Below are 25,346 nucleotides of genomic sequence, written 5' to 3' on the forward strand. Positions count from 1 at the left end.
AGCTAGTGTCAGCATCACTGGGGAATATTGGGCTCTACCATCTTGCCGTGGGGGCAAGAAGGGCCCACGCAGTCGAACGCAGGGGTGTGTTCGGGTGTGATTCCGCGTGTATCTCTCTGGGGGAGAATCATGCTGAAAAAACTGGCTGTCATCAGCCTGACCGCTGGCGCGCTGGTGCTTTGTGCACCCGCTGTCGCCTCTGCTGCGCCGACCGAGGTCGCGCCGTTCGCATCCGGATCGTACGTCGATCCTCCAGGCGTCGCCGTTGACTCTCCGGTCATCGACGTGTGCGAGGTTTCGACGGTCGTGTTCGGTTCGGGGTATTTCGCTGACGGCGAGCAGGTCGCGATCGGGGTGTCCGGCTTTAACGCTGCTGCGGCTTCCTACTCGGGCAACGTCGCGAACGCGGACGGTGGAATGGTGCTTTCATTCCGGCCACCGGCAGATGGTCACGGCTCGTATGCACTGGCCTTCGATGGAACGCGCTCGTATACGGCGTTGATCACAGTTTCGCAGGGGCATGACGCCGCTGTGAGCTGCGATCACGACCCTCAGGTCGCAGCATCCGGCACGGAACTGCCGCTGACTGGGGGCGGCATGGAGCTGCCGCTAACTGGGGACGGCATGGAGCTCGCTCTCACCGGCGGCGGAGCATCGCCGTGGATTCTCGCCGGAGGCGCTGCCGCGCTTGCTGCGGGAACTGCGCTCACTGTGGCGGGCATCGCACGCCGCAAGCGCGCCTAGGTCAACCGCTCTCCGCGGTGGTCGCTCGCCGGGCGGCGGCGGTCCCTCCCCCTCCGACTGTCGTCGTCCGGTGCAGTCCGGTACGCACCGGAAGGCCCGCTGTTGGACACCACAGACGTGGGGTGTCCAGCAGCGGGCCATTGGTGTGCCGGCTTACGGCTCCGGTGTCGGAGTCGGTGTCGGCGGATGCAGCGTCTGCTGGACGAGGTCGCGAATGTAGGGATAGTCGGGGTTGAACTCGTCGACGCCGTGCTTCGGCACGAGTTCGATCGACGTGACTTCCTGATCCTTCGCTTTCACCATCAGGTCGAAGAACTCCGAGAGCTTGTCCCTCGGCAGATCGGTGTCGACAAGAACGGTTCCGGCGGCTGCGATCTCGTTGAATCGCGTGAGGATATTCTGCGGCGTGAACTGATTGAGCATCGCCACCTGCAGCTCCCGCTGACGCTCCATCCGATCCCAGTCGTCGGTCGTGTAGCGCGAACGCGCGTACCACTGGGCGGTATCACCGTTCATGAGTTGCTGGCCGGGCTCGATCCAGCCGATCGCCCATTCGTTGACGTCGTTGCCGGTCCAGCCTTCGGGCGGTCCGCCCTTGGGAAGACGCTTGGTGACGTTGATCTCTACACCGCCGAGCGCGTCGATCATGTTCGCGAACCCGTTCATGTCGATGAAGATGTAGTACGGAATCTCGATTCCGAGGATTCCCTCGGCGGCGTCCTTGGTCGCCTCGATCCCCGGTGCCGATCCGTGGGCGGCAGCGTCAGGGTAGAGCCCTGTTCCCTCGTCATCGCGACAGACCTCGGCCGCATAGCGGACGTGGTTCATCCACCCGTTCCAGCCGCAGGTCGAAGATTCTTGGCCATGGAAACCGTCCGGATACAGCGCATGCATCGGGCTGCCCTCGCTGAACGGCGCATGCGGGAGTTCGCGCGGGATGCCGACGATCGTGACCGCTCCGGTTGTGGCGTTCACGGAAACCACGGAGAGGCTGTCGAAGCGCATGGAGTCGCGACCATCACCGCTGTCGGCGCCCAGCAGCAGAATGTTGTAATACCCGTTACTGGGCTCAACGCTCGGCCCGCTCTGCGCGAAGATGTCGTTGATCGCGCCACGGCTGGAACCGGCGAGAGTGGCCGCATATCCGGCACCACCGCCGAGCAGTCCCACCATGATGAACGCGGTGATCGGAATCATAAAGCGAGAGATCGGCGGTACTTTCACCAGCCGCACCAGCCGCACCGTATCGATGGTGAGCACAACCCACAGCAGCGCATAAGCGATCAGAAGTACCTGCAGCGCGGTCAGGACGAACCAGTTCGTGGCGACGGTAATCAGCGCTGAGCGCCAGAAGATCGTCGCCACCACGGCAAGCACGATGAGAAACCAGCTCCACAGCGTGGCAGCCAGTCCGATGCGCCCGAGTTTGCGGTTGCCGCCGGCGAGAATCTGCGCGGATCCCGGTACCAACACGTTCACCGCGATCAGCCACCAGCCCCGTCGCCCCATGAAGGCGGCATCGGACGCATCCGGATTGCGGAGCGGGCGCGTCTCGATCAGCGGATGCCCGGAACGACCCATCGCGCGTGGCGCGGCGAGTGTCACAGGGAGTCCTTCAGCCGTTCGTTCTTCTCGGCCACCTGAGCTTCGAGCGTGCGGGCATAGTCTTCGACGCGATCGGCGATCCGGGCATCCGATGCTCCGAGAATGCGCGCGGCGAGAATGCCGGCATTGCGCGCGCCGCCGATAGACACCGTGGCGACTGGGATGCCCGCGGGCATCTGCACGATCGACAGCAGCGAGTCCATCCCGTCGAGGTAGGCCAGCGGAACCGGAACACCCACGACGGGAAGGGGCGTCATCGACGCCAGCATGCCGGGGAGATGGGCGGCGCCGCCAGCGCCGGCGATGATCACCCGGATGCCGCGACCACGCGCCTCGCGCGCATACTGCATGAGTTTGTCGGGTGTGCGGTGTGCGGACACGACCTCAACCTCGTGGGCGATGCCGAACTCGGTCAGCGCCTGTGAAGCGTCGCTCATTATCCGCCAGTCGGAGTCAGACCCCATCACGACGCCGACAACGGGTACAGCGGAGGAGTGCAGTGGCTCAGTCACTCCCCCAGGCTACGGTCTGGTTCCCCAGGATCCCCTGAACAACGCGCCCTCTACCCGTTGCGAGTGGGTAGTTGTGGCTCCTCGTGACGCGAAAATCGAGCCACAATTGCCCACTCGCAAGCTGGTGAGTGGGGGTGGGGGTGGGTGGGGTTAGGCGAAGTGGGTGGCGGCGGCGCGAGCCGTGTAGACGGCGTCCTCGAGGTCGTCGCCGGCCGTGTTCACGTGTCCGACCTTGCGACCGGGACGGGCGGCCTTGCCGTAGATGTGGATCTTCGCGTCCGGATGCGCCGTCATGGCCGCATCAAAGCAGTCCTCGAAGGCGCCTTGCGCTGGTCCACCGAGAATGTTCACCATCACAGACCAGTCAGCGCGTGGCGTCGGGTCTCCGAGCGGCAGATCGGCTACGGCGCGCAGATGCTGCTCGAACTGCCCGGTCACGGCGCCGTCTTGGCTCCAGTGCCCGCTGTTGTGCGGCCGCATCGCCAGCTCGTTGACGAGAATGCGCTCGTCGTCAGTCTCGAAAAGTTCAACGGCAAGCATCCCGGTGACGCCCAGGCCCTCTGCGATCTGCCGTCCGATGCTCTCTGCCATCTGAGACAGCCGCTCGCCAGCGCCCGGTGCGGGAGCAAACACCTCGGCGCAGACGCCGTCTCGCTGCACGGTTTCCACCACGGGATATGCGACCATCTGTCCGCTCGGACGCCGAGCGATCTGCTGCGCGAGTTCGCGGCTGAACGACACCAGCTCTTCCACGAGCAGGGCATCTCCGCTGTCGAGGAACCAGTCGGCTGCCTCGTCCGCGTTACGCACCACACGCACGCCCTTGCCGTCGTAACCACCACGCGGAGTCTTCACCACGGCTTTGCCGCCGTGATCATCGATGAACGCCTGCAACGCTGCACTGTCGGACACCGCGGCCCAATCCGGCTGCGGCACCCCCAGTTCGGCCAGCTTCTCACGCATGACGAGCTTGTCCTGGGCGAACTGCAACGCATCGGGACCCGGGTGCACGGCAACGCCATCGTCGACGAGTGCCCGCAGCACGGCTTGCGGCACGTGCTCGTGGTCGAAGGTGACGACATCCACCGTGCTGGCGAAAGCACGCACCGTCTCAAGATCGCGGTAGTCCCCCACCGCGGAGGCGGCAAGCTGCGCGGACATGCCCTCGGCTTCGGCGAGAACGCGAATGTCGAGGCCGAGTTCGACCGCGGGAGCGATCATCATTCGAGCCAGCTGTCCGCCGCCGATCACGCCAACACGCAGGGTCATTGAGTCTCCGTTCGTCAGTTCCCATTGTTCCGCATGCAGACCAGGCTGCGCACCAGATGATGCGGACAGGTGCTACCGCGCGGAGTCCGGATCGGACATCGCCTGAGCATCGCGATGCGCCAGGATCTGGTTGACCTCGATCTGGTCGGCGAGTGCCTCGTGCACGAGGGTGACATTGGGAATGTTCGCCAGGCGCAGCGGTGTGTCGACGCCGTTTGACAGTGTGATGGTGCCGGCGCCCCACATGCGCTGCAGGAGGCCACGACGCACCCCGATCGTGTACCCGCGCACGTGCGACATCTCTCGACGCTGACGCGCACCGATACCGTGGCTGACGATCACCCGCCGGGTAGTGACGGTGTACTGGCGCGAGGCCCAGATCACGTAGGGAATCAGAACGCCCACGATGATCAGCGCTCCCGCACCGGCGAACAGCATCCAGTTCTCGAATCCGTCCGGCAGATTCTCAAAGAAGTAGGCGGTTGCGCCGAACACGGCGATCAGCAGAATCGCCGACCAGAACAGTCGCCGGGCGTGACCGCGGAAGCGGACGATGAGCAGCTCTTCAGCCGGCGCGCCGGGCGGTGGCATCAGGGGCCTACCGCCGAGAGTCACTGGTTGAGTCATGCATCCATTGTGCCCGTGACCGCCGACATCGTGTGTCGGCAGTCGGCGTGTCCGATCGCGTGTCCGATTCGATGCATTCAGCTCAAGCGCGCGTGCACCACGTCGCCCGCGGCAATCAGGTGCTCGACACCGTCGGCCACGATCACGAGGCGACCATCAGACGCCAGACGCGTTGCCTTCCCCTGCAGCACATCGCCGCCCGGCAGCAGGACATCCACTGCCCGACCGATCGTGAGACAGCGCTCAGTCGCAGCTTTATGCAGACCGCTCAGCTCGGCGTCATCGGCCGCGACGAGCGCGCGCAGCAACTCCCCCAGATGACGCACGAAATCAGCCGCCAGCAGATCCTCATCAACGCTCGCCCCCAGCACGGCGAACGACGTCGCTGTCGGCACCGGCAGTTGTTCAGCGGTCATCCTGGTGTTGATGCCCGCACCGACGATGACCGCGGTCCCGGTTGACTCGGCCAGAATGCCGCAGATCTTCTGCCCCTCCACGAGCACGTCGTTGGGCCACTTCACGCCGACCGTGTGTGTCGCCAGCTGCGCGGTCACCGCATCCGCCATCGCGACGCCCGCAGCCAGCGGAATCCAGCCGAGCGTCTCAGCCGATACCGGCAGATCCCGCAGCAGCACCGAGATCGCCAACGCCGCATTCGGCGGAGCAATCCAGGTGCGATCGAGTCGCCCGCGGCCCGCCGTCTGGTTCATGGTCAGCAGCACGGAAAGGTGCGGCCAGCCCGACGCTTCCGACGCGTGCTCGCGCATGTCGTGGTTCGTCGATGCCGATTGCTCGAGCATCTCGAACCGTCCGGAAGCAGCTTCGGTACGCGGATAGTCCATGGCAGCAACTCTAGAGCTCAGCCGTTGAGCCCCTCTTCTTTGGCTTCTTCGTCATCGTCGTCCTCGTCAGCGGCGGCCGCGCCGATCTCTGCGCGGAGATATTCGTCCAACTCCGCCATCAGCCGCTCAACCGCGGCATGGAACTTCGCCGTCGCGACCCCCTGCGTGGTGTCGCCGAAATAGTGCTGCACCCAGGTGCGCAGACGGTTCATCGCCACCTCATCGGAGCCGACTCGCTGAACCTCTGCGACGATGTCGGCCGCGGCATCCGCCGTCAGCCATTCGCACTGAGCGAGATACCCACTCGTGTCGACCGTTGCGCGCTCGTCAACAGGGCGGGTGACCAACAGCGGTTTTCCGGTCGCTAGGCGATCGTAGATCATGGCCGAGATGTCGAGGATCGCGACGTCGGCAGCGGCGAGCTGCCAGCCGAGATCCGGCCCGTCGTCGTACAGATGATGGGCAGACGGATCCTTCCCATTCGCCGCGGCAATGGCCGCGATAATCCGCTCGTTCGCGGCTTTATAGGCAGCATCGTTCACGCCGGTACGCGGATGCGGGCGGTAGATCAGGCGGTGCTCCCCCGTGCGCAACAGCTCAGCGACCAAGCGTTCTCCGTGGGTGATCACCGAGCCGTAGCTCATCGATGCGCGATCCCCTTCCCAGGTGGGCGCATACAACACGACCTGGCGGTCATCGCTCGGATACGGAGTCTGAGCGAGGTAGTAGTCGGCCTGCGGTCGCCCGATCCTGATGGTCCTGTTGTCGACGTCGTAGCCCCACAGCGTGCGCGAGAGACGATCATGCGCTGCCTGGCCCGCGATCAGCGCGTAATCGTACGCCTTGAACTGGTTGCTGACCATGTAGACCTTGTCGGACTCGCCATGGTTGATGAACACGTGCCAGCGCCGACCGTAGCGGAACATCTGGAAGTTGCGCGTGTTCTGGTTCACGTAAAACACCAACCTGATGTCCTGCGTGGCGATGTAACGCTCGAGGTCACGGATCTTCGGCACGAAGGCGACCGGCAGCTTCCCATCGTCGATGAGTGCCTGCGCGCCCAGCGGCGAGCGCGCCAAGACGACGACCGGCCAGCGACGAGCAATATCCGCCAGCGGCTGATACCACTGCCGGATCTGGTACATGTTCACATCGGTATCGGCGAAATAGACCGCGATCTGAAACGTGGCGGGGTTATGGTGCTCCAGCATCCGGCGCACCCGTCGTGCCGCCGATCGGGTGTTCAGTGCGCGTTTCAGCAGGCGAAATGCTTTACGCCCGTCATAGACAAAGCCCATCCGACGACGATAGGAGCGCATCCTTAGCCGAAGCTGAGACAGGAGGAATGCAGCGCGCTTCACGCGCCGATTTCTTCTTCTTTCTCTTCCTCGTCGTCATCGTCCTCGTCGACCGTGACCACACCGATCTCGGCCTGGTGCCACTGATCCCATTTCTGCATGAGCTGCTCAATGGCGCCGTGGAACTTTTCAGTCGCGACTCCTGCGGACGTATCTCCGAAGTAGTGCTGAACCCACATCCGCAGCTTCAGGATCGCTTCTTCATCGGCTCGCACGCGTTCGACTTCCGCGACGATGTCGGCCGCGGCATCCACCGTCAGCCATTCGCAATCGGAAAGGTAACCGGCCGTATCGATCGATGCACGCACATCCAGCGGGCGGGTGATCATGAGTGGTTTCCCGGCTGCGAGCCGGTCGTAGACCATCGCCGAGATATCGACGATCGCTACGTCTGCGGCAGCGAGCTGCCAGCCGAGCTCGGGACCGTCGTCGTGCACGTGATGCGCCCGCGGATCACGAGCGTTAGCGGCCGCAATCGCTGCGATGATGCGGCGGTGCGCCGCACCATAGGCGGCGTCGACCACTCCGCTGCGCGGGTGCGGGCGGTAGATCACTCGATGCGATCCGGTTGACAACAGAGCGTTCACGAGTGTTTCGCCGTGACTGGCGATGGAACCGTAGTACGCGCTCGGGCGGTCGCCCTCCCACGTGGGCGCATACAGCACGACGGTGCGCTCATCCGGCGTGTAGGGAAGCACTCCTGAGTAGTGATCTGCCTGGGGACGGCCGATCTCGATCGTGCGACGGTCGATGTCGAAGTCCCAGAGAGTGCGCGACAGTCGATCACGAGCAGCTTGACCGGCAACCAGCGCATAGTCGTACGCCTTGTACTGGTTCGTGGTCATGTACATCTTGTCGGACTCGCCGTGGTTGATGAACACATGCCAGCGCCGGCCGTAGCGGAACATCTGGAAGTTGCGCATGTTCTGATTCACATACAGCACGATGCGAATGTCCTGTTTGCGGATGAACCGCTCCAGGTCACGCACGGTCGGCACGAATGCCACCGGCGGCGCGTCCTCTTCGAGCAGCTTCTCGGCGCCTGTGGCGTTGCGGGCCAAGACGACGACGGGCCATTTCTGCGCGAGCTGAGCCAGCGGGCGGTACCACTGACGCATCTGGTACATGTTCACCGCGCCATCGGCGAAGTAGACGGCGATTTTGAAATGACCTGCCGGGTGCCGCGGGCGCGACGCGAGGGTACGACGAACGCGCTGCACGGCGGACCGTGACGCTAGTGCCTTTCGCAGCAGGCGAAAGGACTTCTGAAGATCTCTTACAGCACCCACATGTCCAGCCTACGCAGGCATGGTGGGGTCTCCGTGACATGATCGGGGGGTGGTAGAGAACGATTCGGCAACACCTGTGACCGGTGTGTCGTTTGTCATGCCGGTCCTGAACGAGCGCAGTTACCTCGAACATGCCGTCAGATCTGTGCTGAGCCAGGATCTGGAGGGCCCGACCGAACTCGTTTTGGCGCTCGGTCCGTCGACCGATGGCACAACAGCGCTCGCGCAGCGACTGGCCGAGTCAGACGATCGCATCCGCTTGGTCGATAACGCCGCGGCGCACATTCCCGTTGGGCTCAACGCAGCGATCAGGGCGAGCAGATATTCGACGATCGTGCGGGTGGATGCCCATTCCGAGCTGTCCCCCGGGTACGCCCGCGAGGCGCTCGCGACGCTGGAGCGCACGGGAGCAGCGAATGTCGGCGGTGTCATGCGTGCGGACGGGCGCACCCCGTTCCAGAAATCGGTGGCGCGAGCCTACAACTCCGCCGTCGGTCTGGGCGGTGGCGCCTACCACGGCACCGCACACGAGGGCGAAGCCGAATCCGCTTATCTTGGCGTCATGCGTCGCTCGGTACTCGACGAGGTGGGACTCTTTGACGAGTCGATCCGCCGCGGTGAGGACTGGGAGCTGAACCTGCGCATTCGCCAGGCCGGCCATAAAGTGTGGCTCGACCCGAAGCTCTCGGTAACCTACTGGCCGCGCGAAAGCTGGTGGCGCCTGGCTCGCCAGTTCCGGGCGACCGGTGCGTGGCGTGGTGAGCTCGTGCGTCGCTTCGGCCGCAGCAACGGACTGCGGTTCTTCGCGCCTCCGGCGCTGGTACTGAACGTTGCACTGGCGTTGGTCGTCGCAGTGCTGCAGCTCACCGGCGTTGTGTCCGGCATCCTGTCGTTGCTGGCATCCATCGTCTATCTTCCGCTGGCTCTGTACGTGCTGCTGGTACTCGCCATGGCGCTGCGCCCTGGCGGCGAGCGCAGTCTGCGCGAGCGCATCTGGACTCTCGCTGTGCTTCCGACGATGCACCTCTCCTGGGGCATCGGTTTTCTCACCGGTGTGCTGCGCGGCGCGCGTGACACGGTGGATGCATCGCGCCTCGGCACGCAGAACACCCCTCTGCCCTAGCGCCGCCCAGTGACCGGCCCAGCCGCGCGACGCGCGGTCAGGCCGTGATGTAGCCGAGGTCGAGCATGCGGGAGACGACACGCTCGGCGGCACGACCATCGTCGCGGGTGTTGAACTGCTTCTGCCAGGCGCGATAGCGCTCGGCGAAACGTCCCGGCACCGTGTCGTCCTTGAGCGCATCGACGAGTTCGTCCTGCGTCGTCACCAGCGGACCCGGCGCCCGCTCGGCGAGTTCGAAGTAGAAGCCACGCAGTTCACCGCGGTAGTGCTCCAGGTCAGGGACCATGAAGTACATCGGCTTACCGGTAACGCTGTAGTCGAACATCACCGATGAGTAGTCGGTGATGAGCGCGTCTGCCGCAAGGAGTAGTTGTGCCGTCTCCGGGTACCCGGTCACATCGATCACGCGCGCGCCGGCCTGATCGCGCCCCGGGCGCAGTGTCCGCGAATGCCCGCGCACCAGCACAACAGAATCCGTCTGCTCGGCCAGACGCTGCAGATCAATGAAGTCCACGATCTCAGAACGATCGTCGCGCCATGTCGGCGCGTACAGCAGCACGTGCTCGTCCGCGCCGATGCCGAGCGCCGCCCGCATGTCTGCGCCATCGGAGGTCACGAGCATGTCGTTTCGCGGGTACCCGTCAGTCCAGACCGGCTTGCCGAAAAACGCATATGCCTTCTTGAGAATGCGCTCGGAATAGGTGTTCTGCGCGAGCAGCACATCCCATCGACGAGACTCCTTGACAATTGCGGCCATCCGGCGCGGTGCGAACCCGGGGCGATGAAGCGCCAGCCGTTTGAGGGGCGTACCATGCCAGGTCTGCAGGACCCGCTGGCCCTCTTTACGCGCGAACCGTCGCCGCAGCCAGTCGTTGACCACCAGCAGACGCGCAGCCGCGCGGGCCCGCCACCATTCGGGGCTGCCTTCGACCACCGCGACCGCGCCTTCAGGTACAGCGACCGAGAGGTCTACGACGCTCCAGTACCGAGTCACACCCGGTGCTCGCCTCGCGATCTCACGATCAATTCCGCGCGGATTGCAGCCGACGCTCTGACCGTAGAAGCTCTCGAAGAAAATCGCGTTCTCATCGCCACCGGGCTGAGCGACGTATCGCTCTTCCAGCTCGCGTTGACCCTCGGGCGTCTGGTGGAACGGGTCGAGCGGGGCGGCGATATCGACATGCGCGCCGTGCTGCGCGACCCGCAGCCTCGTCAGCACCTGCGGACTGATCGCGAGCTCATCAAGATCGGCGCCGTCGACGTGCAACACATAGTCTCCGGTGGGAAGCGGCAGCTCTGCCCCGCCCCAACGCGACGCCCGCAACGGGAACGTCGCCTTCCAGGTCTTGCCACCACCGGTGACCTTTGCCGTGACGCATGCACGAGCCCCCTCGAGGGTCGCCGTGGCCGGCTTCGGCCCCGTGCCGGCGATGACCAGACTCTCGGTCTGTTCATCGATGCGGGCGGTGGTCATCGTGCTCCTTTCGGCGCGGGGATCCCCCGCGCGCGGATTACTTCGTACACGCGACGGGTATTTTCTCCATCGCGATACGCATGTACCTGTGCGCTGAGCGTACTGGATTGTTCGGACCGCTCCGTGAACACGCCTGGATCGCTCAGCAGCGCTTCCAAACGATCGCGCAGTTCGGTCCAGGTCGTCGCAGCGTCGGCCCCGGCCACATCCTCGTAGCGGCCGTAGAACCCGCGGGTGCGAGCGTACTGGGCGGCATCCGGAGCCAGGTAGAGCACCGGCATCGCGAGCAGGCCGACGTCGTACGCCAAGGACGAGTAGTCGGTGATGAGCACGTCGATAGCCGGGAGCGCCGGGGTGACATCCGCGAGCACGTCGGAGCCGAGCATCCGCACCCGGCCGCTGGGAAGCGGCGGTTGATACGCGCCCGCGCCGAGTGGATGCGATCGCACGAAGAGCACGGTGTTCTGGCTCTCCAACACGGCGATGAGGCGCACCCATTCGTCAGCGGATGGCACTGCCGGATCTGCTGCACCGTCTCGCCAGGTCGGCGCATACAGCGCCGTCCGCGCTCCCTTCGGGAGTGCGCCGGCCGCCTCTGTCAGCAGGGCAGACGCCGTCGCCCGCCGCTCGTGCGCATCGCCGGCCGAGAGCACATCGACGCGCGGCTCGCCGGTGACGACGACACGGTCGTCCCCCAGCGCGAACGCCGATTCCAGTCGTCCGCGCGAGCGATCGGATGCCGCGGGCAGAACACGAATGCGCTGAGCGGCGCCCCGGTACAGCACACCGATGAGTCGACGCAGCAGCGCCGCCCCCGGAACATTCGGGACCTGGGTCGTCGCAGGCGAATCGAGTCCGATGCGCTTGAGCGGAATCCCGTGCCACAGCTGCACGACGAACCCGCCCGCCACGGCGTATCTGTTCACATCGCCGAGACCGTGCGTGACCACGAGGACTCCTGCCCGTGCGGTCTCCCACCAGCCACGCAGCGACGACTTCACAACCGTGCGGATCCCCAGGCGAGCGGCATCCGCACGCTCACGATCGCTCGAAGTCAGCCACACGGCACGATGACCCTCCGCGCTCGCGGTCCGCCACAGAGCCAGGGCACCGTCGCCGATGCCGGCACCGCAGCCGAACACCCAACGGTCTCCACGTGGCACCAGAAGCGTGCCTATGCGCCCGACGGCATACAACGGAATGCGCAAGAGCTTCGCGACATTGCCGGAGCCGAAAGAGAAGGACGCCACCCCGCGAGCCTATCGCGGGATGGCGTCCTTCTCTGAGAATTTGGCGGCTGTTCTGAGCCTCTGAGCACGCTCAGAGCACGAGCTCTCCGAGCGTCACATCCGCCTCGAACGACTTGCCGTTACGGACGTAGCTGACGGTCGCCTCGCTGCCAGCCGCCGCACCACGCACCTGCGCGGTCAGATCAGTGGCACCGCTGACCGGGAAGCCGTTGAACTTCGTGACGATGTCGCCCTTCTTCAGGCCGGCCGCCGCAGCCCCGCCGTCGGGCGAGACGTCAACGATATAGGCACCCGCAACGTCCGCGTCCTCGACAGAGGACGCATCCTGCACGGTCGCACCCAGCAGACCGTGCGTGGCCGCGCCGTTCTCGATGATCTCGTCGGCCACGCGCTGTGCAATGTTCGACGGTATGGCGAAGCCGACACCGATCGATCCGGCTTCGCCGCCAGACCCGCCGGCTGTGGCGATCGCGACGTTGATGCCGATGAGCTTGCCCTCGCTGTCGACCAGGGCACCACCGGAGTTTCCGGGGTTGATCGCGGCATCGGTCTGGATCACCGAGATCGAGATGTTCTGCGTCGCTCCGCGCTGCGTCGTACCGGGCAGATCGAATTGGAACGGGCTGTCCTGGCCGGACTCTTCTTCCGGGGCATCCTGATCCGCCGATTCAGGCAGTGCCGACGACGCGATCTGGATGCTGCGGTTCAACGCGCTGACGATACCGGTGGTGACCGAGTTCGACAGCCCGAGCGGTGCCCCCACCGCAACGGCAGTGGAGCCGACGTTGATTTCGGACGAATCAGTGAAAGCGATCGGAGACAGGTCTTCAGCATCCTCGAGCTTGATCACCGCGAGATCGTAGATCGGGTCGGTACCGACGATCGACGCGTCGTACAGGTGTCCGTCTGAGGTCGTGACGCGGATTGCGGCATCTCCGGACGCACCGCCCAAAGTCACAACGTGGGTGTTGGTCAGCACGTAACCGTCCTCGCTGAGGATGACGCCCGATCCGCTGCCGGACTCGCTCTGACCGGCCGCTTCGATCGTGACGACCGATGGCAGCACCTTCGTGGCGATCGCCGTGGTCTCGTTGACCGATCCGGGGTTGTTCACGGTGATGCTCTCCGGGCCGCTCGCCGCAGTCCCGGCCGGTTGCGCCCACAGCGTGTTGCCGAGGTAACTCGTGCCCAGCCCCGCTGCGCCACCGACGAGCGAGGCCGCCACGATGAGGGCTGCGACCTTGCCAGCGCCGAACGACTTCTTCTGCGGCGCAGCATGGTTCTCGATCGGCGCGATCGGGACGGTGCTTTCGTGGCCGGTGCCATACGGGTAGGCCGCAGTCGGAATGCCGAAGGCTGCGCCCTGCGGATTCGACGACGGCATCGACGACATCGTCGGCTGCGCGTACGGCGCGATCGGCGACGTGAAAGCGGTGGGGATCTCGTGTCCGGAGCCCGTGCTGCCCGGTACCTGCGGCGCAGGCTGCTCGGGCGACGTGGACTCGTTGGGAATGTTGTCTTCGTTCATAGTCTGCTCCTTCAACAACGCCTTCTCAGAGTGCCGCGTGTACCTGTGCGTTCGTTATGGTCGCGATGAGTGTCCGCTATGGCCTTAGCCTGGGTTACATGAGTGCTATTGCTGGCGCCTGGCGGCGCACTGCGGCTGGAGCCGGTCTGCTTTCCCCCGATGGCGTCGTTGCGCCCACCATCTTCGCAGAGATGTCTGCGGCAGCGGTGAGAACCGGTTCGATCAACCTCGGTCAGGGCTTTCCGGATGAGGACGGTCCTGCCGAAGTTCTGGAAGCCGCACGCGCCGCCATTTCTGCCGGCGTCAATCAGTACCCGCCCGGCCGCGGCTTTCCCGACCTCCTGGCAGCGATCAGCGAGCACCAGCATCGGTTCTACGGGCTCGAGATCGACCCGGCAACCGAGGTGATCGTGACCGCGGGGGCGACAGAAGCACTGACGGCAACACTGCTGGCGCTGATCGATTCGCCGGACGACGAGGTCGTCGTCTTCGAACCGTATTACGACTCCTATGCCGCGGCAGTGGCCCTCGCCGGGGCCCGGCTGCGCACCGTTCCGCTGCGCCGAGGCGACTTTCAGCCGGATCTCGAGGTGCTGGCGGCATCCGTCACCGACCGCACCCGCATCATTCTCGTCAACGACCCGCACAATCCGACCGGTACGGTGTTCACTCCCGAGGTGAAGGCCGAGGTGATCCGCCTCGCGCATCAGCATGACGCGATCATCGTGACCGATGAGGTGTACGAGCACCTGGTTTTCGGCGCTCCGCATGTCCCGCTGGTGACGCTTCCCGGCGCTGCCGAGCGGACGCTCACGATCTCTTCTGCCGGCAAGACCTTCTCGGCGACGGGGTGGAAGATCGGCTGGATGCATGGGCCGGCCGACCTGATCACCGCGGTGCTGACGGTCAAGCAGTATCTGACGTACGCGAACGGATCCGCATTCCAGCCGGCGATCGCGGTGGGTCTGCGGTTGCCTGATTCTTTCTTCTCGGATGCCGTCGCCGCTCTCGCCCGCAAACACGAGATCCTCGGCGCAGGGCTGCGCAGCGCCGGCTTCGAGGTGTTCGCCCCTCAGGGCGGCTATTTCACCGTCGCGGATGCCACCGCCCTCGGCTGTGCAGACACTGCGGCATTCTGCCGGGCCATGCCCGAGAAGTCCGGAGTCGTCGCTATTCCGATGAGCGCGTTCGTCAGCACCGAGCACCAGGGCGATTATGCCGGCCTCGTCCGTTTCGCGGCCTGCAAACGGGTCGAGGTGCTCGAAGAAGCGGCAGCCCGACTGGCGGCCGCGGAGTTCTGAGCTCCTCAGTCTCACTCAGCGGGGTGCGACCTCAGCGGGGTGCGACGGTGTAACGACGCAGCCTCAAGGCTGGGTTGATCTCGCGCACCCGGACGATGGTCTGCTGCTCGAGGTGGGCGGTCGCGATGCCCTCCGCACTACCGACCCCGGCGATCACAACGCCCAGCGGGTCGATGATCTGCGAGTGCCCGACGCCGATCGGGGCCGGGTGATCCGCGGCGACGACATACACGGTGTTCTCGATTGCGCGCGCTGCGAGCAGCGTGGTCCAGTGGTGCTCTTTCAGCGGTCCTCGCACCCATTCGGCGGGCACCACGATGACGTCCGCCCCGGCATCCACCAGCGTGCGCGCGACCTCAGGGAATCGCAGGTCGTAGCAGGTCATCATCGCTATGCGGAGGCCGTCGATATCGAGCGTCTGCGGCTCGGTGATCTCACCAGCTTCGATCCAGTCCGACTCGGTCTGTCCGAAGGCGTCGTAGAGGTGCTGCTTGCGGTACACGGCTCTGAGACCTGTCGCGTCGACCGCGACAAGTGCGTTGCGTACGCGCTCCCCCGCTGATTCCACGAGTCCCGCGATGATTGTGATGCCGTGCACGGATGCTATCGCCTGCAGATGCCGGACGAACTCACCATCGAGAGCTTCCGCGTTCGCGGAGAACGAGTCATCTATCGGGTCGGTGAAATAGCTGGCGTACTCCGGAAAGACCACCAGGCGCGCGCCTCGGCTCGCGGCATCCGCCGTCAGCGCCGCAATGCGCTCACGATTGTCTGCGCGCGAGGCGGTGGGACTGAACTGACACACGGAAACGGCGACTGCGGAAATCTCAGACATGCCCCCATCTTCGCGTACCCGGCGGCGGCGAGCGAGGCAGAAAACGCGTGCTAAGCTATAAGACGTGCCGCGGGGTGGAGCAGTTCGGTAGCTCGCCGGGCTCATAACCCGGAGGTCGTAGGTTCAAATCCTGCCCCCGCAACGAGAACGCGACACACAAAAGGCTCCTGATCAGGGATTTATCCCAGATCAGGAGCCTTTTGCTTTGCCTCGAACATGCTCCCGGCTCCGCCGACACCCCCGCTGTCGAGCCCGATTGGTCTTCACCCTGAACGTCACGTAAACTGTTCAACGTGCCGCGGGGTGGAGCAGTTCGGTAGCTCGCCGGGCTCATAACCCGGAGGTCGTAGGTTCAAATCCTGCCCCCGCAACCAACGCGACACGAAGGCCCCTGATCGGGAGTAATCCAGATCAGGGGCCTTCTGCTTTCCACGGGGGAAGTGACCGCGCCGGCATACAGCCGGCAGGGGAAGAAGAAAGTCCTGACGGAAACCGAAGTTTCAGTCAGGACTTTCTTCTGTTTGCAGCCCGCGGGGACTACTCGGCTGCTTCGAGCTCCAGCAGCGTGGTGATCGCGGCGGTGAGGCGCTTGTCTGCCTCGGCGAACTCGGTGAGGTCGCCGGACTTCAAAGCTGCGTCACGGTCTGCGAGAGCCTGCTTCGCATCCGCGAGCGCCTCTTCACGAGCGTCGCCACTAACGGGCTCCTCGCCACCCTCAGCGGGCGGCTCCTCGCCACCCTCTGCAGGAGGCGTCGTGCCTTCATCTGGCGGCGTAGTGCCGCCATCCGGGTCAGCCGGCTCCACTTCTTCATCGCCAGCGCTCGCACCGGAGTCGCCGCCGAAGATCTCATCGAGAGCCGCAGTGAGCGTGTCTTCGAACGCGATGCTGTCGCCGAACGTGACCAGCACCTTCTGCAGCAGCGGCAACTGCGTGCCAGCCGCCTCAGACGACTGCACGTACACCGGCTGCACGTAGAGCAGACCACCACCGACAGGAAGGGTCAGCAGGTTTCCGTACTTCACCTGCGACTCACCCTGCTGCAGCAGGTTCAGCTCTCGCACGACATCCGGATCGGAGTTGAACGTGTTCTGCACCTGACCGGGGCCCGGCACCGTAGTATCAGCATCGATCTCCAGCATCCGGAGCTGGCCGTAACCTTCTGCCTTCTCCCCCGCAGTCGCTCCGGCATCCGAATCGACCGCCAGGTAGCCCATCAGCACGTTACGACTGGTCGTCCCCTGAGCGGATGCCGGGATGAACGTCGAGAACATCGAGAAGCGCGGCGAATCCTGGCCGGGCATCTGCATCGACAGGTAGTACGGCGGCTGCAGCTGGTTGGCGTTACGCGGGTCATTGGGCGTCTGCCAACGGTTGTCCTGCTGGGCGAAGGAGCCCGCAGTATCGACGTGGTAGACCTCGAGGATCTCGCGCTGCACCTTGAACAGGTCGGTCGGGTACCGCACGTGGCTCATCAAATCAGCTGACATCTCGCTGATGGGCTGCACCGTCGAGGGGTACACCTTCTGCCAGGCCTTGAGAATCGGGTCTTCGTCATCCCAGGCGTACAGCGTCACCGAGCCGTCGTAGGCGTCGACCGTGGCCTTGACCGAGTTACGGATGTAGTTGATGTCGTCGAGCGCGAACGTCTGCGCCTGCGAGTTCGAATCGGCGATCGCATCCGACAGGCTGACGCTCGTCGAGTACGGGTACGTCGAGCTGGTCGTGTAGCCATCAACGATCCAGACGATCCGGCCATCGACGACGCTCGGGTACGGATCGCTGTCGAGCTCCAGGTACGGAGCAGCGCTCTGCACACGGTCGACCGGGTTGCGGTCGTAGAGGATCTGCGAATCGCTGTTGACCAGGTCGGAGAACAGGATCTCCGCCTCCTGGAACTTCAGCGCGAACAGTAGCTTGTTGAACGTGCTGCCCACTTCTGGACCGCCGTCACCCTCAAAGGTCGTCTTGGTCTCATTGGCGCCGTCTTCACCGCGCGGATAATCGATCTCGACGTGATCGGTGCCTTCCGGCGCTCCGACGATCGAGTACAGCGGCGAGTCCTCACCGAAGTACACGCGGGGCTCGAACTCTTCGCCCTTGCTCAGGAATCCAGAGGTCGGGATGCCGCGCTCAAGGAACACCGGCTCACCCTCGCTGGTGCGCTGGTTACCCGCGGCGACCACCAGGCCGTAGCCGTGGGTGTAGACCGCGGTGCGGTTGTTCCAGTTGTTACTGTCGCCCAGACGGTCGACATCGAGCTCGCGCACGGCGACCACGGTGTCCTGTGTCTCACCGTCGATCTCGTAACGGTCGACGTCGAGGGTGTCCTTGAACTGGTAGTAGCCACGGAACTGCTCGAGCTGCTGCACCGTCGGGCTGATGATGCTCGGGTCGAGGATGCGGATGGATGCCGTGGTCTCGGCGTCCTCACGAAGCTGGCCGGCTTCGGCATCGATAGCAGCCTTGAACGGCGTGACCTCGAGGTCGGCGATGTCGTAGGCCGCTTTCGTGCCGTCGATGTTTCGCTGGTAGAACTCGGCCTGGAAGCTGTTCTGGTTCGGGCGCACCTGGAAGGTGTCGACAACCCACGGGTAGCCCATGCCCACGACGAGCGATGCGACGATCAGCAGGCCGGTGGCCACCAGCGGGAAGCGCCAGCGACCGATGATCGCGGTGACGAAGAAGAGGATTGCGACGAGGATCGCGAGAATCGCGAGAATCGCCATACCCGGGATCGTGGCGTTGACCGCCGTGTAGGCAGCTCCGGTGATGCGGTCCTCTTCAGCGACCAGGGTCTTGTACCGGTCGAGCCACAGGCTGGCTGCCTGAACGAGCAGATAGAGCCCGGCGAGGATCGCCAACTGGATGCGAGCGGGCTTGGAAATACGCAGCTCGCCCTGACCGATGCGCAGCGAACCGTAGAGGTACGACACCAGCGCGGTGATGATCAGGCTCAGCAGCACAACAGCCGAGACGAAGGCCAGCAGGATCGAGTAGAACGGCATCGCGAAGAGGTAGAAGCCGGTGTCCATGCCGAACTGCGGATCAGTGACACCAGTGCTGCCGCCGTTGATCCACAGCCACACCGTCTGCCAGTTACTCGATGCGGCAAAGCCGGCGAAGAGACCGAAGAAGATCGGCATGCCCCACATGGCCAGTCGGCGCAGCGGCTCGATGACTTCCTGGTACCGGTCCAGCTGCGAGCTCAACCGCACATATACCGGACGCAGACGATAGGCCAGCTGAATCACGACGAACAGCGGTACAGCCATTCCGAGGAAGCCCACCACGAACATCACCGCCGTGGCCAGCCACTGCGTCGTCAGCACGTTGGCGAACTGCAGCTGGTTGAACCAGAGGAAGTCGGTGTAGAGCGAGGCGAAGACGAAGAACGCAGCGATGATCGCCGCGATGATCACCAACGAAATGGTGAGTATTCGTCGAGAGGTACTGGGCGTGGCCGGATTCGGCGCCGAGGTCGTGGTCACCTATCTATCCTAAGTGCCCTCACGTATGTGTCGGCTGTGCTTACGGTGTCAGAGCGGTCACGATGCAGTGCACGTCGGCAGCGTTTCGACATCGCCGCCGGCGGCGATCACCTCGACCGCGCTCACAGACTCCTCCAGCGTCGATGTGCGAATCACCTGCAACCCGTCCGGAACATGACCGACGACCTCAGCGCAGTTCGATTCCGGCGCCAAGAAATAGTCCGCACCGGCATCACGGGCACCGTACAGCTTCTGGCGAATTCCCCCGATCGGTCCGACCTGACCCGCGGCGTCGATCGTGCCGGTACCGGCGATGTCTTGGCCGCCGGTCATCTCACCGGAGGTGAGCTCGTCAATGATCCCGAGCGCGAACATCATTCCGGCGCTGGAACCGCCCACGTTGTCGAGCTGAATCGTCACGTCGAACGGGAAATCGTATGTGGTCATCAGCTGGATGCCGACAAGCCAGGTGTCGACCCCGTTCGAGGTGCCCAGCTCGGGTGTGATCTCAACCTGCTTCTGCGCTCCATCGCGCAGTACGGTCAGTTGCACCGGGTTGCCCTTCGCCTCCTGGATGCCAGCGCGCAGCTCTTCGGCATCCTGGATCTGAGCACCGTCCAGCGCCGTGATCACGTCGTCTTCGAGTAGTAAGCCCTCAGATGGTGATTCTTCGATCACTGAATAGATCTGCACGGCAGCACCGGTGTCGTAGCCCAGATGATGCAGCGCTGCCGCAGTCGCCTCGTGCTGCGAATCGACCATCATCAGCGCATTGTTCTCATTGCGCTGCTCGCTGGTGAGACCCTCCGGGAAGATCGCGTCGATGGGCACGACCGCGCGTGAGGAGTCCATCCAGGCCAGAGCGAGTTCGAACCAGGACGGTGTGCGCTCCCTGTTGCCGACCACCTCGATTGTCGTGAGGTTCAGACTGCCACTGGTCTCGAATGTCTCCGCGCCGTCGATCGCGATGAGCGGCACCTGCTCGCCGTCACTGCTGGTCGCGGTTCCCAGCGTGTCGTAGACGGGGCCCGGCCGCTGGATCACATAAGGCGTCGGCAGGAACGTCAGCACGACGAGCGCGATGAGCGCGACGATGAGCGCCCAGACGCCGAGTCCGACCCGGGGTGTGCGGGATTGAGACAAGTGGTTCCTCCGTCGTTCGCGACCGGCGTACAGCGATCTTCCTGTGATGGGGCCGCTAAGGGACGCCTGCAACTAGCGTAGATGGCACGGCTAGCGACGTGCTGAGAGGCGACCGACATGGCAGACAACGAACCGAACCCCGAGGACTTCCAGGAGTTCCTCCGAAAGATGATGTCCGGCGAGGGTGGCGGAGACTTCGATCTCAGCGCGTTGCAGAACGCGTTGGGCGGCCCCGACGGTATCAACCTCGATCCTTCGATGATGGCTGCTCTCATGCAGCAGTTGCAGGGCGCGTTCAACGGTGACCCGTGGGAGAACACTCTGCGACAGGCACTGCACATCGCCAACCAGGAAGGGCAGGGGATCACCGACGGATCTCGCTCGTCCGTTGTCGACGCATTCGCGCTCGCGAATCTGTGGCTCGGTGAGGCGACGACCATTTCGGAACTGTCCGAGGCTCCGCAGGCGATGACGCGCGGCGAGTGGGTCGAGAAGACGCTTCCGGTCTGGAAAGAGATTGCCGGTCCCGTCTCGACCAGCATCGCAGATGCACTCACCGGAGCACTGGACACCCAGGTCCCCGAAGACATGCGCGATGCGATCCAGGGTGCGGGAAAGCTCATGCGCGGTCTCGGCGCATCCGTGTTCGCCGCCCAATTCGGGCAGGTGCTCGGCAACCTGTCGCTCGAGGTCGTCTCCGGTGGTGATGTGGGCATCCCGGTTCTTCCGGCTGGAACTGCTGCCGTGATTCCGCAGAACATCGCCGATTTCGGCACCGGACTCGAGATTCCGGAAGACCAGATCTCGCTGTACCTCGCAACACGAGAGCTCGCCTACGCGCGGCTGTACCGGCACGCGAAATGGTTGCACCTGCATGTGATGTCGCAGATTACCGACTTCGCCCGCGGTGTGACCGTCGATGTCGAAGCACTCGAGGACGTCGCCAGCAGGCTGGATCCCTCCAACCCTGAAGAGCTGCGCGCAGCGATCGAGGGCGGCGAACTGCTGCCAGCTCAGACCGAGGCGCAGCGCGAGTCGCTGACCCGGTTGGAGAACATCATCGCGCTGATCGATGGCTGGGTGGATGTCGTCACGAATGAGGCGACCTCACGTCTCCCGGACGGTGCGCGTCTGGCTGAGGCCGCTCGACGTCGACGGGCGGTCGGTGGGCCGGCCGAGGATGCTCTGGGAGCGCTGGTCGGGCTGAAACTGCGTCCGCGTCGCATGCGCGAGGCGGCCGACATGTGGCGCAAGGTGACGGATGCCGTCGGCATGGCCGCACGCGACTCTCTCTGGGACTACCCGGATCTGCAGCCGACAGCAGCGGACATCGACGACCCCACCGCGCTGATCGAACGCCTCCAGGCGCGTGCCCGGGGCGAAGAACCGGCAACCGACGAGTTCGATGAGGCTCTGGCCCGTCTGCTCGACGGCGAGGATTTCACCGACGGCAGCGGCAACCAGGGTGGCGAGACTCCGGTCTGACCGGCCGGATCGCCGCAGCATCCACTCGATCTGCACAATCAGGCGATGCGCAGAGTTGTCCACTGATCACGCTTTGTCGTCCCGCGGCGGCCTCGGAGTGAGCAGAATCGGGTCATGCCCCCGATCACGCCGCCGACGCTGACACGCCTCGATCCGGCGTACCCGCTGCTGTGGCGCGATGCCGATACCGTGCAATTCGGTCTCGAAGGCCGCGTGCTGATTGCGCTGTCCGAGCCCTGGATCGAACCGCTGCTGCAGGCGATGCGCACAGGCTTCCGCCGACGCACATTCGATGTGATCGCCCATGCGAACGGCGCGCCGAGAGAGGCCGCGCGCGAACTACTGCGCCAGCTGCGTCCTGTGCTGTGCACCGACAGCCCCAGCCCGCCGCCGGTATGGATCGAAAACCTCAACGTCGCGGATTCACGCGTGCCGGTGCGACTGGAGAGCGCGCTGGCAGAGGAGGGGTTCGTCACTGCTGAACGGGCAGCGGTCGGTGCGGTGGGGATCGTTCTGGTGCATGGCGCAGCATCCGCACACCAGCTGGTCCCCTATCTGCGCGATGATCTGGCGCACGTGCCGGTGGCGTTCGAACCGGGCGGCACCACGATCGGGCCGCTGATCGTTCCCGGTCGCACGGCCTGCTTGGCTTGCCGCGACGCGCACGAACGAGACCGCGACCCCGCTTGGCCGGCGATGCATGCGCAACTGGTCGCCGCGACATCCGTTCCCATCACCGGCGCACGCGCTGCCGAAGCTGCCGTGCTCGTGGCCCGAATCCTCACCGAGTCGGGGAATGCGAAACGCACGAAGAGCGTGCGGATCAGCCCCGACGGACGCCGCGTGTGGCACGCGGTGACATTTCACGCAGAATGCCGGTGCCGCGAGCAGTCGTTCCAATCTCCTGGACGAACCGCGATTGCTGCCGCTCCCGGTGACCGGCCGCACGCGACCACGAGAGATCAAGCGTTCGCGCAGCGCGCGTGATGCCCACGTAGGCCAGCCGCCGTTCCTCATCAATGGACTCGAAACTGGTGGCGTAGCCGATCGGCAGCGCACCTTCTGCCCACCCCACCACATGCACGTGCGGCCATTCCAAGCCTTTTGCGGCATGGAGCGTCGACAGCGTGACCGTCTCCATCGCCGGCTCATGCTGATCTTTAGCCCGCGCCATCAGCGTGTCGCTGAACGAGCGCAGCGTGGTCTCGGCCGGGGCTTCCTCGGCCAGGCGAAGAATCGCCCGCCGGGCTTCCCAGCCATCGCGTTGGGCGCCTCCGGCTGCCGGCGGTTCATCGCTGAGTCCCATCTCGCGCATCACCCGACGCACGTTAGGCAGGAACCCGCGCTCGGTCGGAGCAACGGATGCTCCGCGCAGCGCCAGCACCGCCTGACGAACCTCCGGCAGATCGAAGAAGCGCTTCCCGCCCAGCACTGTGGACGCGATTCCGGCTTGTGCCAGCGCCTGCTGGATGACAGCAGACTGCGAATGCGCCCGGTACAGCACCGCGATCTCCGAGGCAGCCGCACCCAACTTCAAGCGCGCGGCAACCGCCTTCGCGACCCCGGCGGCTTCGTCGGTCTCGCTGTCGTATGCGGTGATCGTGGGCGGGTCCGCGGTCAGCGACTCCCGTGCCGCCACGAGCTCGAGCGCACCGGGGCGGCCCTTCATCAGCGCGTTGGCGGCGGCAAGGATCGGCGGCTGGGAACGGTAGTTCGTCTCCAGGCGCACCACCGTGGCATCCGGGTAGGTGCGACCGAACTCGAGCAGGTACTTCTGATCGGCCCCGGCAAAGGAGTAGATGGTCTGGCTGGCGTCACCAACCACGCACAGGTCGCGGCGCTCCCCCAGCCAGAGCTCCAGCAGACGATTCTGCAGCGGCGAAACGTCCTGGAACTCATCGACGGTGAAGTGCCGGTACTGCTCATGCACAGACGCCGCGACGCGCGGCTCGGCCTCGAGCATCCCGGCGCACGCCAGCAGCACGTCCTCGAAGTCGAGCTGGCGACGATCGTCCTTCAGCATCTCAAAGGCCTGCTGCAGCTCGGCGAGCTGCTCGGTGTTCACCCGACCCACCGATCGTCCCAGGGCCGCGTGCTGCTCGATGGAGAGCATCGAGACCTTGCGCCACTCGATCTCGCTGGCCACGTCCCGCAGGGTCGCGGTATCCAGTCGGATCCGCAACTGCTCCCCCGCTTGTGCCAGCACGCGAACCTTGTTATCGATGATGCTCGGCGCGGGAGAACCCGCGAGCGTAGGCCAGAAAAAATTGAGTTGCGAAAGGGCAGCCGCGTGGAACGTGCGCGCGACGACGCCCTGCACGCCGAGGGCCCGCAGGCGTCCCCGCAGCTCCCCGGCGGCCTTCGAGGTGAAGGTGAGCGCGAGCACACGGTTGGGCGAGTACGCTCCGGTGTCCACCCCGTGTGCAATCCGATGCGTGATGACCCGGGTCTTACCGGTGCCAGCGCCGGCGAGGACCGCCACGGGCCCACGCAGCACAGATGCTGCCTCGCGCTGATGTTCGTCGAGGCCGTCCAGCGCGCTCACTTCGACTCGTACCAGTCCACGATCAACGCTCGCGCGATGGATGCCGGGCCGGGCAGCCCCACCGGACCATCGCCGGCCAGCGCACTGGCGATCTCTTCGCGGGTGAACCAGCGAACGTCGATGATCTCCTCGCCGTCTGCTCGCGCGTCCCGCTCCTCAGATGCTGTCGCCCGAAATCCGATCATCAGCGAACGCGGATACGGCCACGGCTGCGAGGAGATATACCGCACGCTGTGCAACAGCACCCCGGCTTCCTCTTCGATCTCCCGATGAACGGTCGATTCCAGTGACTCGCCTGCTTCGACGAATCCGGCGAAGCAGGAGTACATCCGCCCGTGCCAGTTCGCGTTGGCGCCCAGCAACAGCCGCTCGCCGTCTTCGCTCTCCACCGCGACGATCACTGCTGGGTCGGTACGAGGAAAAAGGTCGAGCGCGCACTGCGCGCATCGACGTGACCAACCGCCTTGGCGCAGCTCGCTCTCGGAGCCGCACATGGTGCAGAACCGAGCGTCACGCAGCCAGGACGCGAGCGTTACAGCTGCAACCAGCATCTCCGTGTTCTCGGCGTCGAGCAGTCCCCCGATATCGCGCAGGCCCATCCAGGTCTCTGCGGGAGCCGCGTCGATGGAGTCGGTCAGCGAAGCGGCGGCCGCGACCAGCACGATCGTTCCGTCTTCGCGTCTTCCCAACAGGCCCCACTCGGCCTCACCGACCTCGGAGGGTGCGACGGTGAGCAGTGCGTCATCCTCGACCCGCGCGCGTCCTTCTCGGACGACAACGACCTGCGCGTCATCAGATGCACGAAGCGAGTCGAGGATGCCCGGCTCGTCGCGAATGTGTCCTGCACGATCGAACACGGTACGAACTGTCATCGACTCCCTCTCTCGCAGGCGTGGCGTAGGCGAATCCGCCCCCTGGCCGACCTAC

19 protein-coding genes and 2 tRNA genes are annotated in these 25,346 nt (G+C 64.9%); 6 read left to right on the plus strand and 15 right to left on the minus strand.

Features of this window, described 5'->3' with window-relative positions; translation table 11 throughout:
* The first annotated feature begins 129 nt into the window (after nt 1–129).
* Nucleotides 130–744 (plus strand): hypothetical protein, encoded by a 615-nt coding sequence (locus tag ACSU1L_RS04825; protein ID WP_439254890.1) that lies wholly within the window; start codon nt 130–132, stop codon nt 742–744.
* Between the two features lie 153 nt (nt 745–897).
* Here the strand turns inward: ACSU1L_RS04825 and ACSU1L_RS04830 are convergent, their stop codons facing one another.
* The 7 genes from ACSU1L_RS04830 to ACSU1L_RS04860 all read right to left on the minus strand — a co-directional run bounded on the left by ACSU1L_RS04830 (nt 898) and on the right by ACSU1L_RS04860 (nt 8,246).
* Nucleotides 898–2,349 carry an LCP family protein gene (locus ACSU1L_RS04830; protein WP_439254891.1) on the minus strand — a complete coding sequence of 484 codons (1,452 nt, stop codon included), beginning with the start codon at nt 2,347–2,349 and terminating at the stop codon, nt 898–900.
* Complete coding sequence (purE, locus tag ACSU1L_RS04835; RefSeq protein WP_438253704.1) at nt 2,346–2,813, minus strand: 5-(carboxyamino)imidazole ribonucleotide mutase; 468 nt, start codon at nt 2,811–2,813, stop codon at nt 2,346–2,348. The genes ACSU1L_RS04830 and purE overlap by 4 nt, the downstream gene beginning before the upstream one ends.
* 198 nt (nt 2,814–3,011) lie before the next feature.
* Nucleotides 3,012–4,130, minus strand: coding sequence for a 5-(carboxyamino)imidazole ribonucleotide synthase (locus tag ACSU1L_RS04840; RefSeq protein ID WP_439254892.1), 1,119 nt, complete (start codon nt 4,128–4,130; stop codon nt 3,012–3,014).
* Between the two features lie 72 nt (nt 4,131–4,202).
* Nucleotides 4,203–4,757 carry a PH domain-containing protein gene (locus ACSU1L_RS04845; RefSeq protein ID WP_439254893.1) on the minus strand — a complete coding sequence of 185 codons (555 nt, stop codon included), beginning with the start codon at nt 4,755–4,757 and terminating at the stop codon, nt 4,203–4,205.
* A gap of 77 nt (nt 4,758–4,834) precedes the next feature.
* Nucleotides 4,835–5,599: a biotin--[acetyl-CoA-carboxylase] ligase gene (locus ACSU1L_RS04850; RefSeq protein WP_438253479.1), complete on the minus strand. Its 765-nt coding sequence runs from the start codon at nt 5,597–5,599 to the stop codon at nt 4,835–4,837.
* 17 nt (nt 5,600–5,616) lie between these two features.
* A complete protein-coding gene (locus ACSU1L_RS04855) occupies nt 5,617–6,897 on the minus strand; it encodes a CDP-glycerol glycerophosphotransferase family protein (RefSeq protein ID WP_439254894.1) in 1,281 nt (426 codons plus the stop codon).
* Nucleotides 6,898–6,956: 59 nt separating this feature from the next.
* Nucleotides 6,957–8,246, minus strand: coding sequence for a CDP-glycerol glycerophosphotransferase family protein (locus ACSU1L_RS04860; protein ID WP_439254895.1), 1,290 nt, complete (start codon nt 8,244–8,246; stop codon nt 6,957–6,959).
* Between the two features lie 97 nt (nt 8,247–8,343).
* On the opposite strand from ACSU1L_RS04860, the gene ACSU1L_RS04865 reads away from it, so the two are divergent.
* A complete protein-coding gene (locus ACSU1L_RS04865) occupies nt 8,344–9,369 on the plus strand; it encodes a glycosyltransferase family 2 protein (RefSeq protein WP_438253703.1) in 1,026 nt (341 codons plus the stop codon).
* Between the two features lie 37 nt (nt 9,370–9,406).
* Here the strand turns inward: ACSU1L_RS04865 and ACSU1L_RS04870 are convergent, their stop codons facing one another.
* The 3 genes from ACSU1L_RS04870 to ACSU1L_RS04880 form a co-directional block, all read right to left on the minus strand.
* Complete coding sequence (locus ACSU1L_RS04870) at nt 9,407–10,843, minus strand: CDP-glycerol glycerophosphotransferase family protein (protein ID WP_439254896.1); 1,437 nt, start codon at nt 10,841–10,843, stop codon at nt 9,407–9,409.
* The gene (locus ACSU1L_RS04875) at nt 10,840–12,093 is read right to left on the minus strand and encodes a CDP-glycerol glycerophosphotransferase family protein (RefSeq protein ID WP_439254897.1); all 1,254 of its coding nucleotides are present in this window, start codon (nt 12,091–12,093) and stop codon (nt 10,840–10,842) included. The genes ACSU1L_RS04870 and ACSU1L_RS04875 overlap by 4 nt, the downstream gene beginning before the upstream one ends.
* A gap of 70 nt (nt 12,094–12,163) precedes the next feature.
* A complete protein-coding gene (locus ACSU1L_RS04880) occupies nt 12,164–13,621 on the minus strand; it encodes a S1C family serine protease (protein WP_439254898.1) in 1,458 nt (485 codons plus the stop codon).
* A gap of 98 nt (nt 13,622–13,719) precedes the next feature.
* Here ACSU1L_RS04880 and ACSU1L_RS04885 point away from each other — a divergent pair, with 98 nt between their 5' ends.
* Nucleotides 13,720–14,922, plus strand: a complete 1,203-nt coding sequence (locus ACSU1L_RS04885) for an aminotransferase class I/II-fold pyridoxal phosphate-dependent enzyme (RefSeq protein ID WP_439254899.1) — start codon at nt 13,720–13,722, stop codon at nt 14,920–14,922.
* A 31-nt stretch (nt 14,923–14,953) separates the two neighbouring features.
* Here the strand turns inward: ACSU1L_RS04885 and ACSU1L_RS04890 are convergent, their stop codons facing one another.
* Nucleotides 14,954–15,757: a carbon-nitrogen hydrolase family protein gene (locus ACSU1L_RS04890; RefSeq protein WP_439254900.1), complete on the minus strand. Its 804-nt coding sequence runs from the start codon at nt 15,755–15,757 to the stop codon at nt 14,954–14,956.
* Nucleotides 15,758–15,825: 68 nt separating this feature from the next.
* Between ACSU1L_RS04890 and ACSU1L_RS04895 the strand changes: the two genes are divergently transcribed.
* Both ACSU1L_RS04895 and ACSU1L_RS04900 read left to right on the plus strand, forming a co-directional pair.
* Nucleotides 15,826–15,899: transfer RNA gene (locus tag ACSU1L_RS04895), tRNA-Met, on the plus strand.
* A gap of 155 nt (nt 15,900–16,054) precedes the next feature.
* Nucleotides 16,055–16,131: transfer RNA gene (locus ACSU1L_RS04900), tRNA-Met, on the plus strand.
* A 163-nt stretch (nt 16,132–16,294) separates the two neighbouring features.
* Here ACSU1L_RS04900 and ACSU1L_RS04905 read toward each other — a convergent pair.
* Nucleotides 16,295–19,246, minus strand: a complete 2,952-nt coding sequence (locus ACSU1L_RS04905) for a UPF0182 family membrane protein (RefSeq protein ID WP_438253471.1) — start codon at nt 19,244–19,246, stop codon at nt 16,295–16,297.
* Between the two features lie 57 nt (nt 19,247–19,303).
* A complete protein-coding gene (locus tag ACSU1L_RS04910) occupies nt 19,304–20,389 on the minus strand; it encodes a YlbL family protein (RefSeq protein WP_438253470.1) in 1,086 nt (361 codons plus the stop codon).
* A 117-nt stretch (nt 20,390–20,506) separates the two neighbouring features.
* Between ACSU1L_RS04910 and ACSU1L_RS04915 the strand changes: the two genes are divergently transcribed.
* A complete protein-coding gene (locus ACSU1L_RS04915; RefSeq protein WP_439254901.1) occupies nt 20,507–21,874 on the plus strand; it encodes a zinc-dependent metalloprotease in 1,368 nt (455 codons plus the stop codon).
* Between the two features lie 823 nt (nt 21,875–22,697).
* Here the strand turns inward: ACSU1L_RS04915 and ACSU1L_RS04920 are convergent.
* Nucleotides 22,698–24,419, minus strand: coding sequence for an ATP-dependent helicase (locus ACSU1L_RS04920; protein WP_439254902.1), 1,722 nt, complete (start codon nt 24,417–24,419; stop codon nt 22,698–22,700).
* Nucleotides 24,416–25,291, minus strand: a complete 876-nt coding sequence (gene nudC / locus ACSU1L_RS04925) for an NAD(+) diphosphatase (RefSeq protein ID WP_439254903.1) — start codon at nt 25,289–25,291, stop codon at nt 24,416–24,418. Before nudC ends, ACSU1L_RS04920 begins: the two co-directional genes overlap by 4 nt.
* Nucleotides 25,292–25,346 lie beyond the last annotated feature (55 nt).

The organism is Microbacterium sp. A94 (assembly GCF_051842855.1).
Lineage (GTDB): Bacteria > Actinomycetota > Actinomycetes > Actinomycetales > Microbacteriaceae > Microbacterium.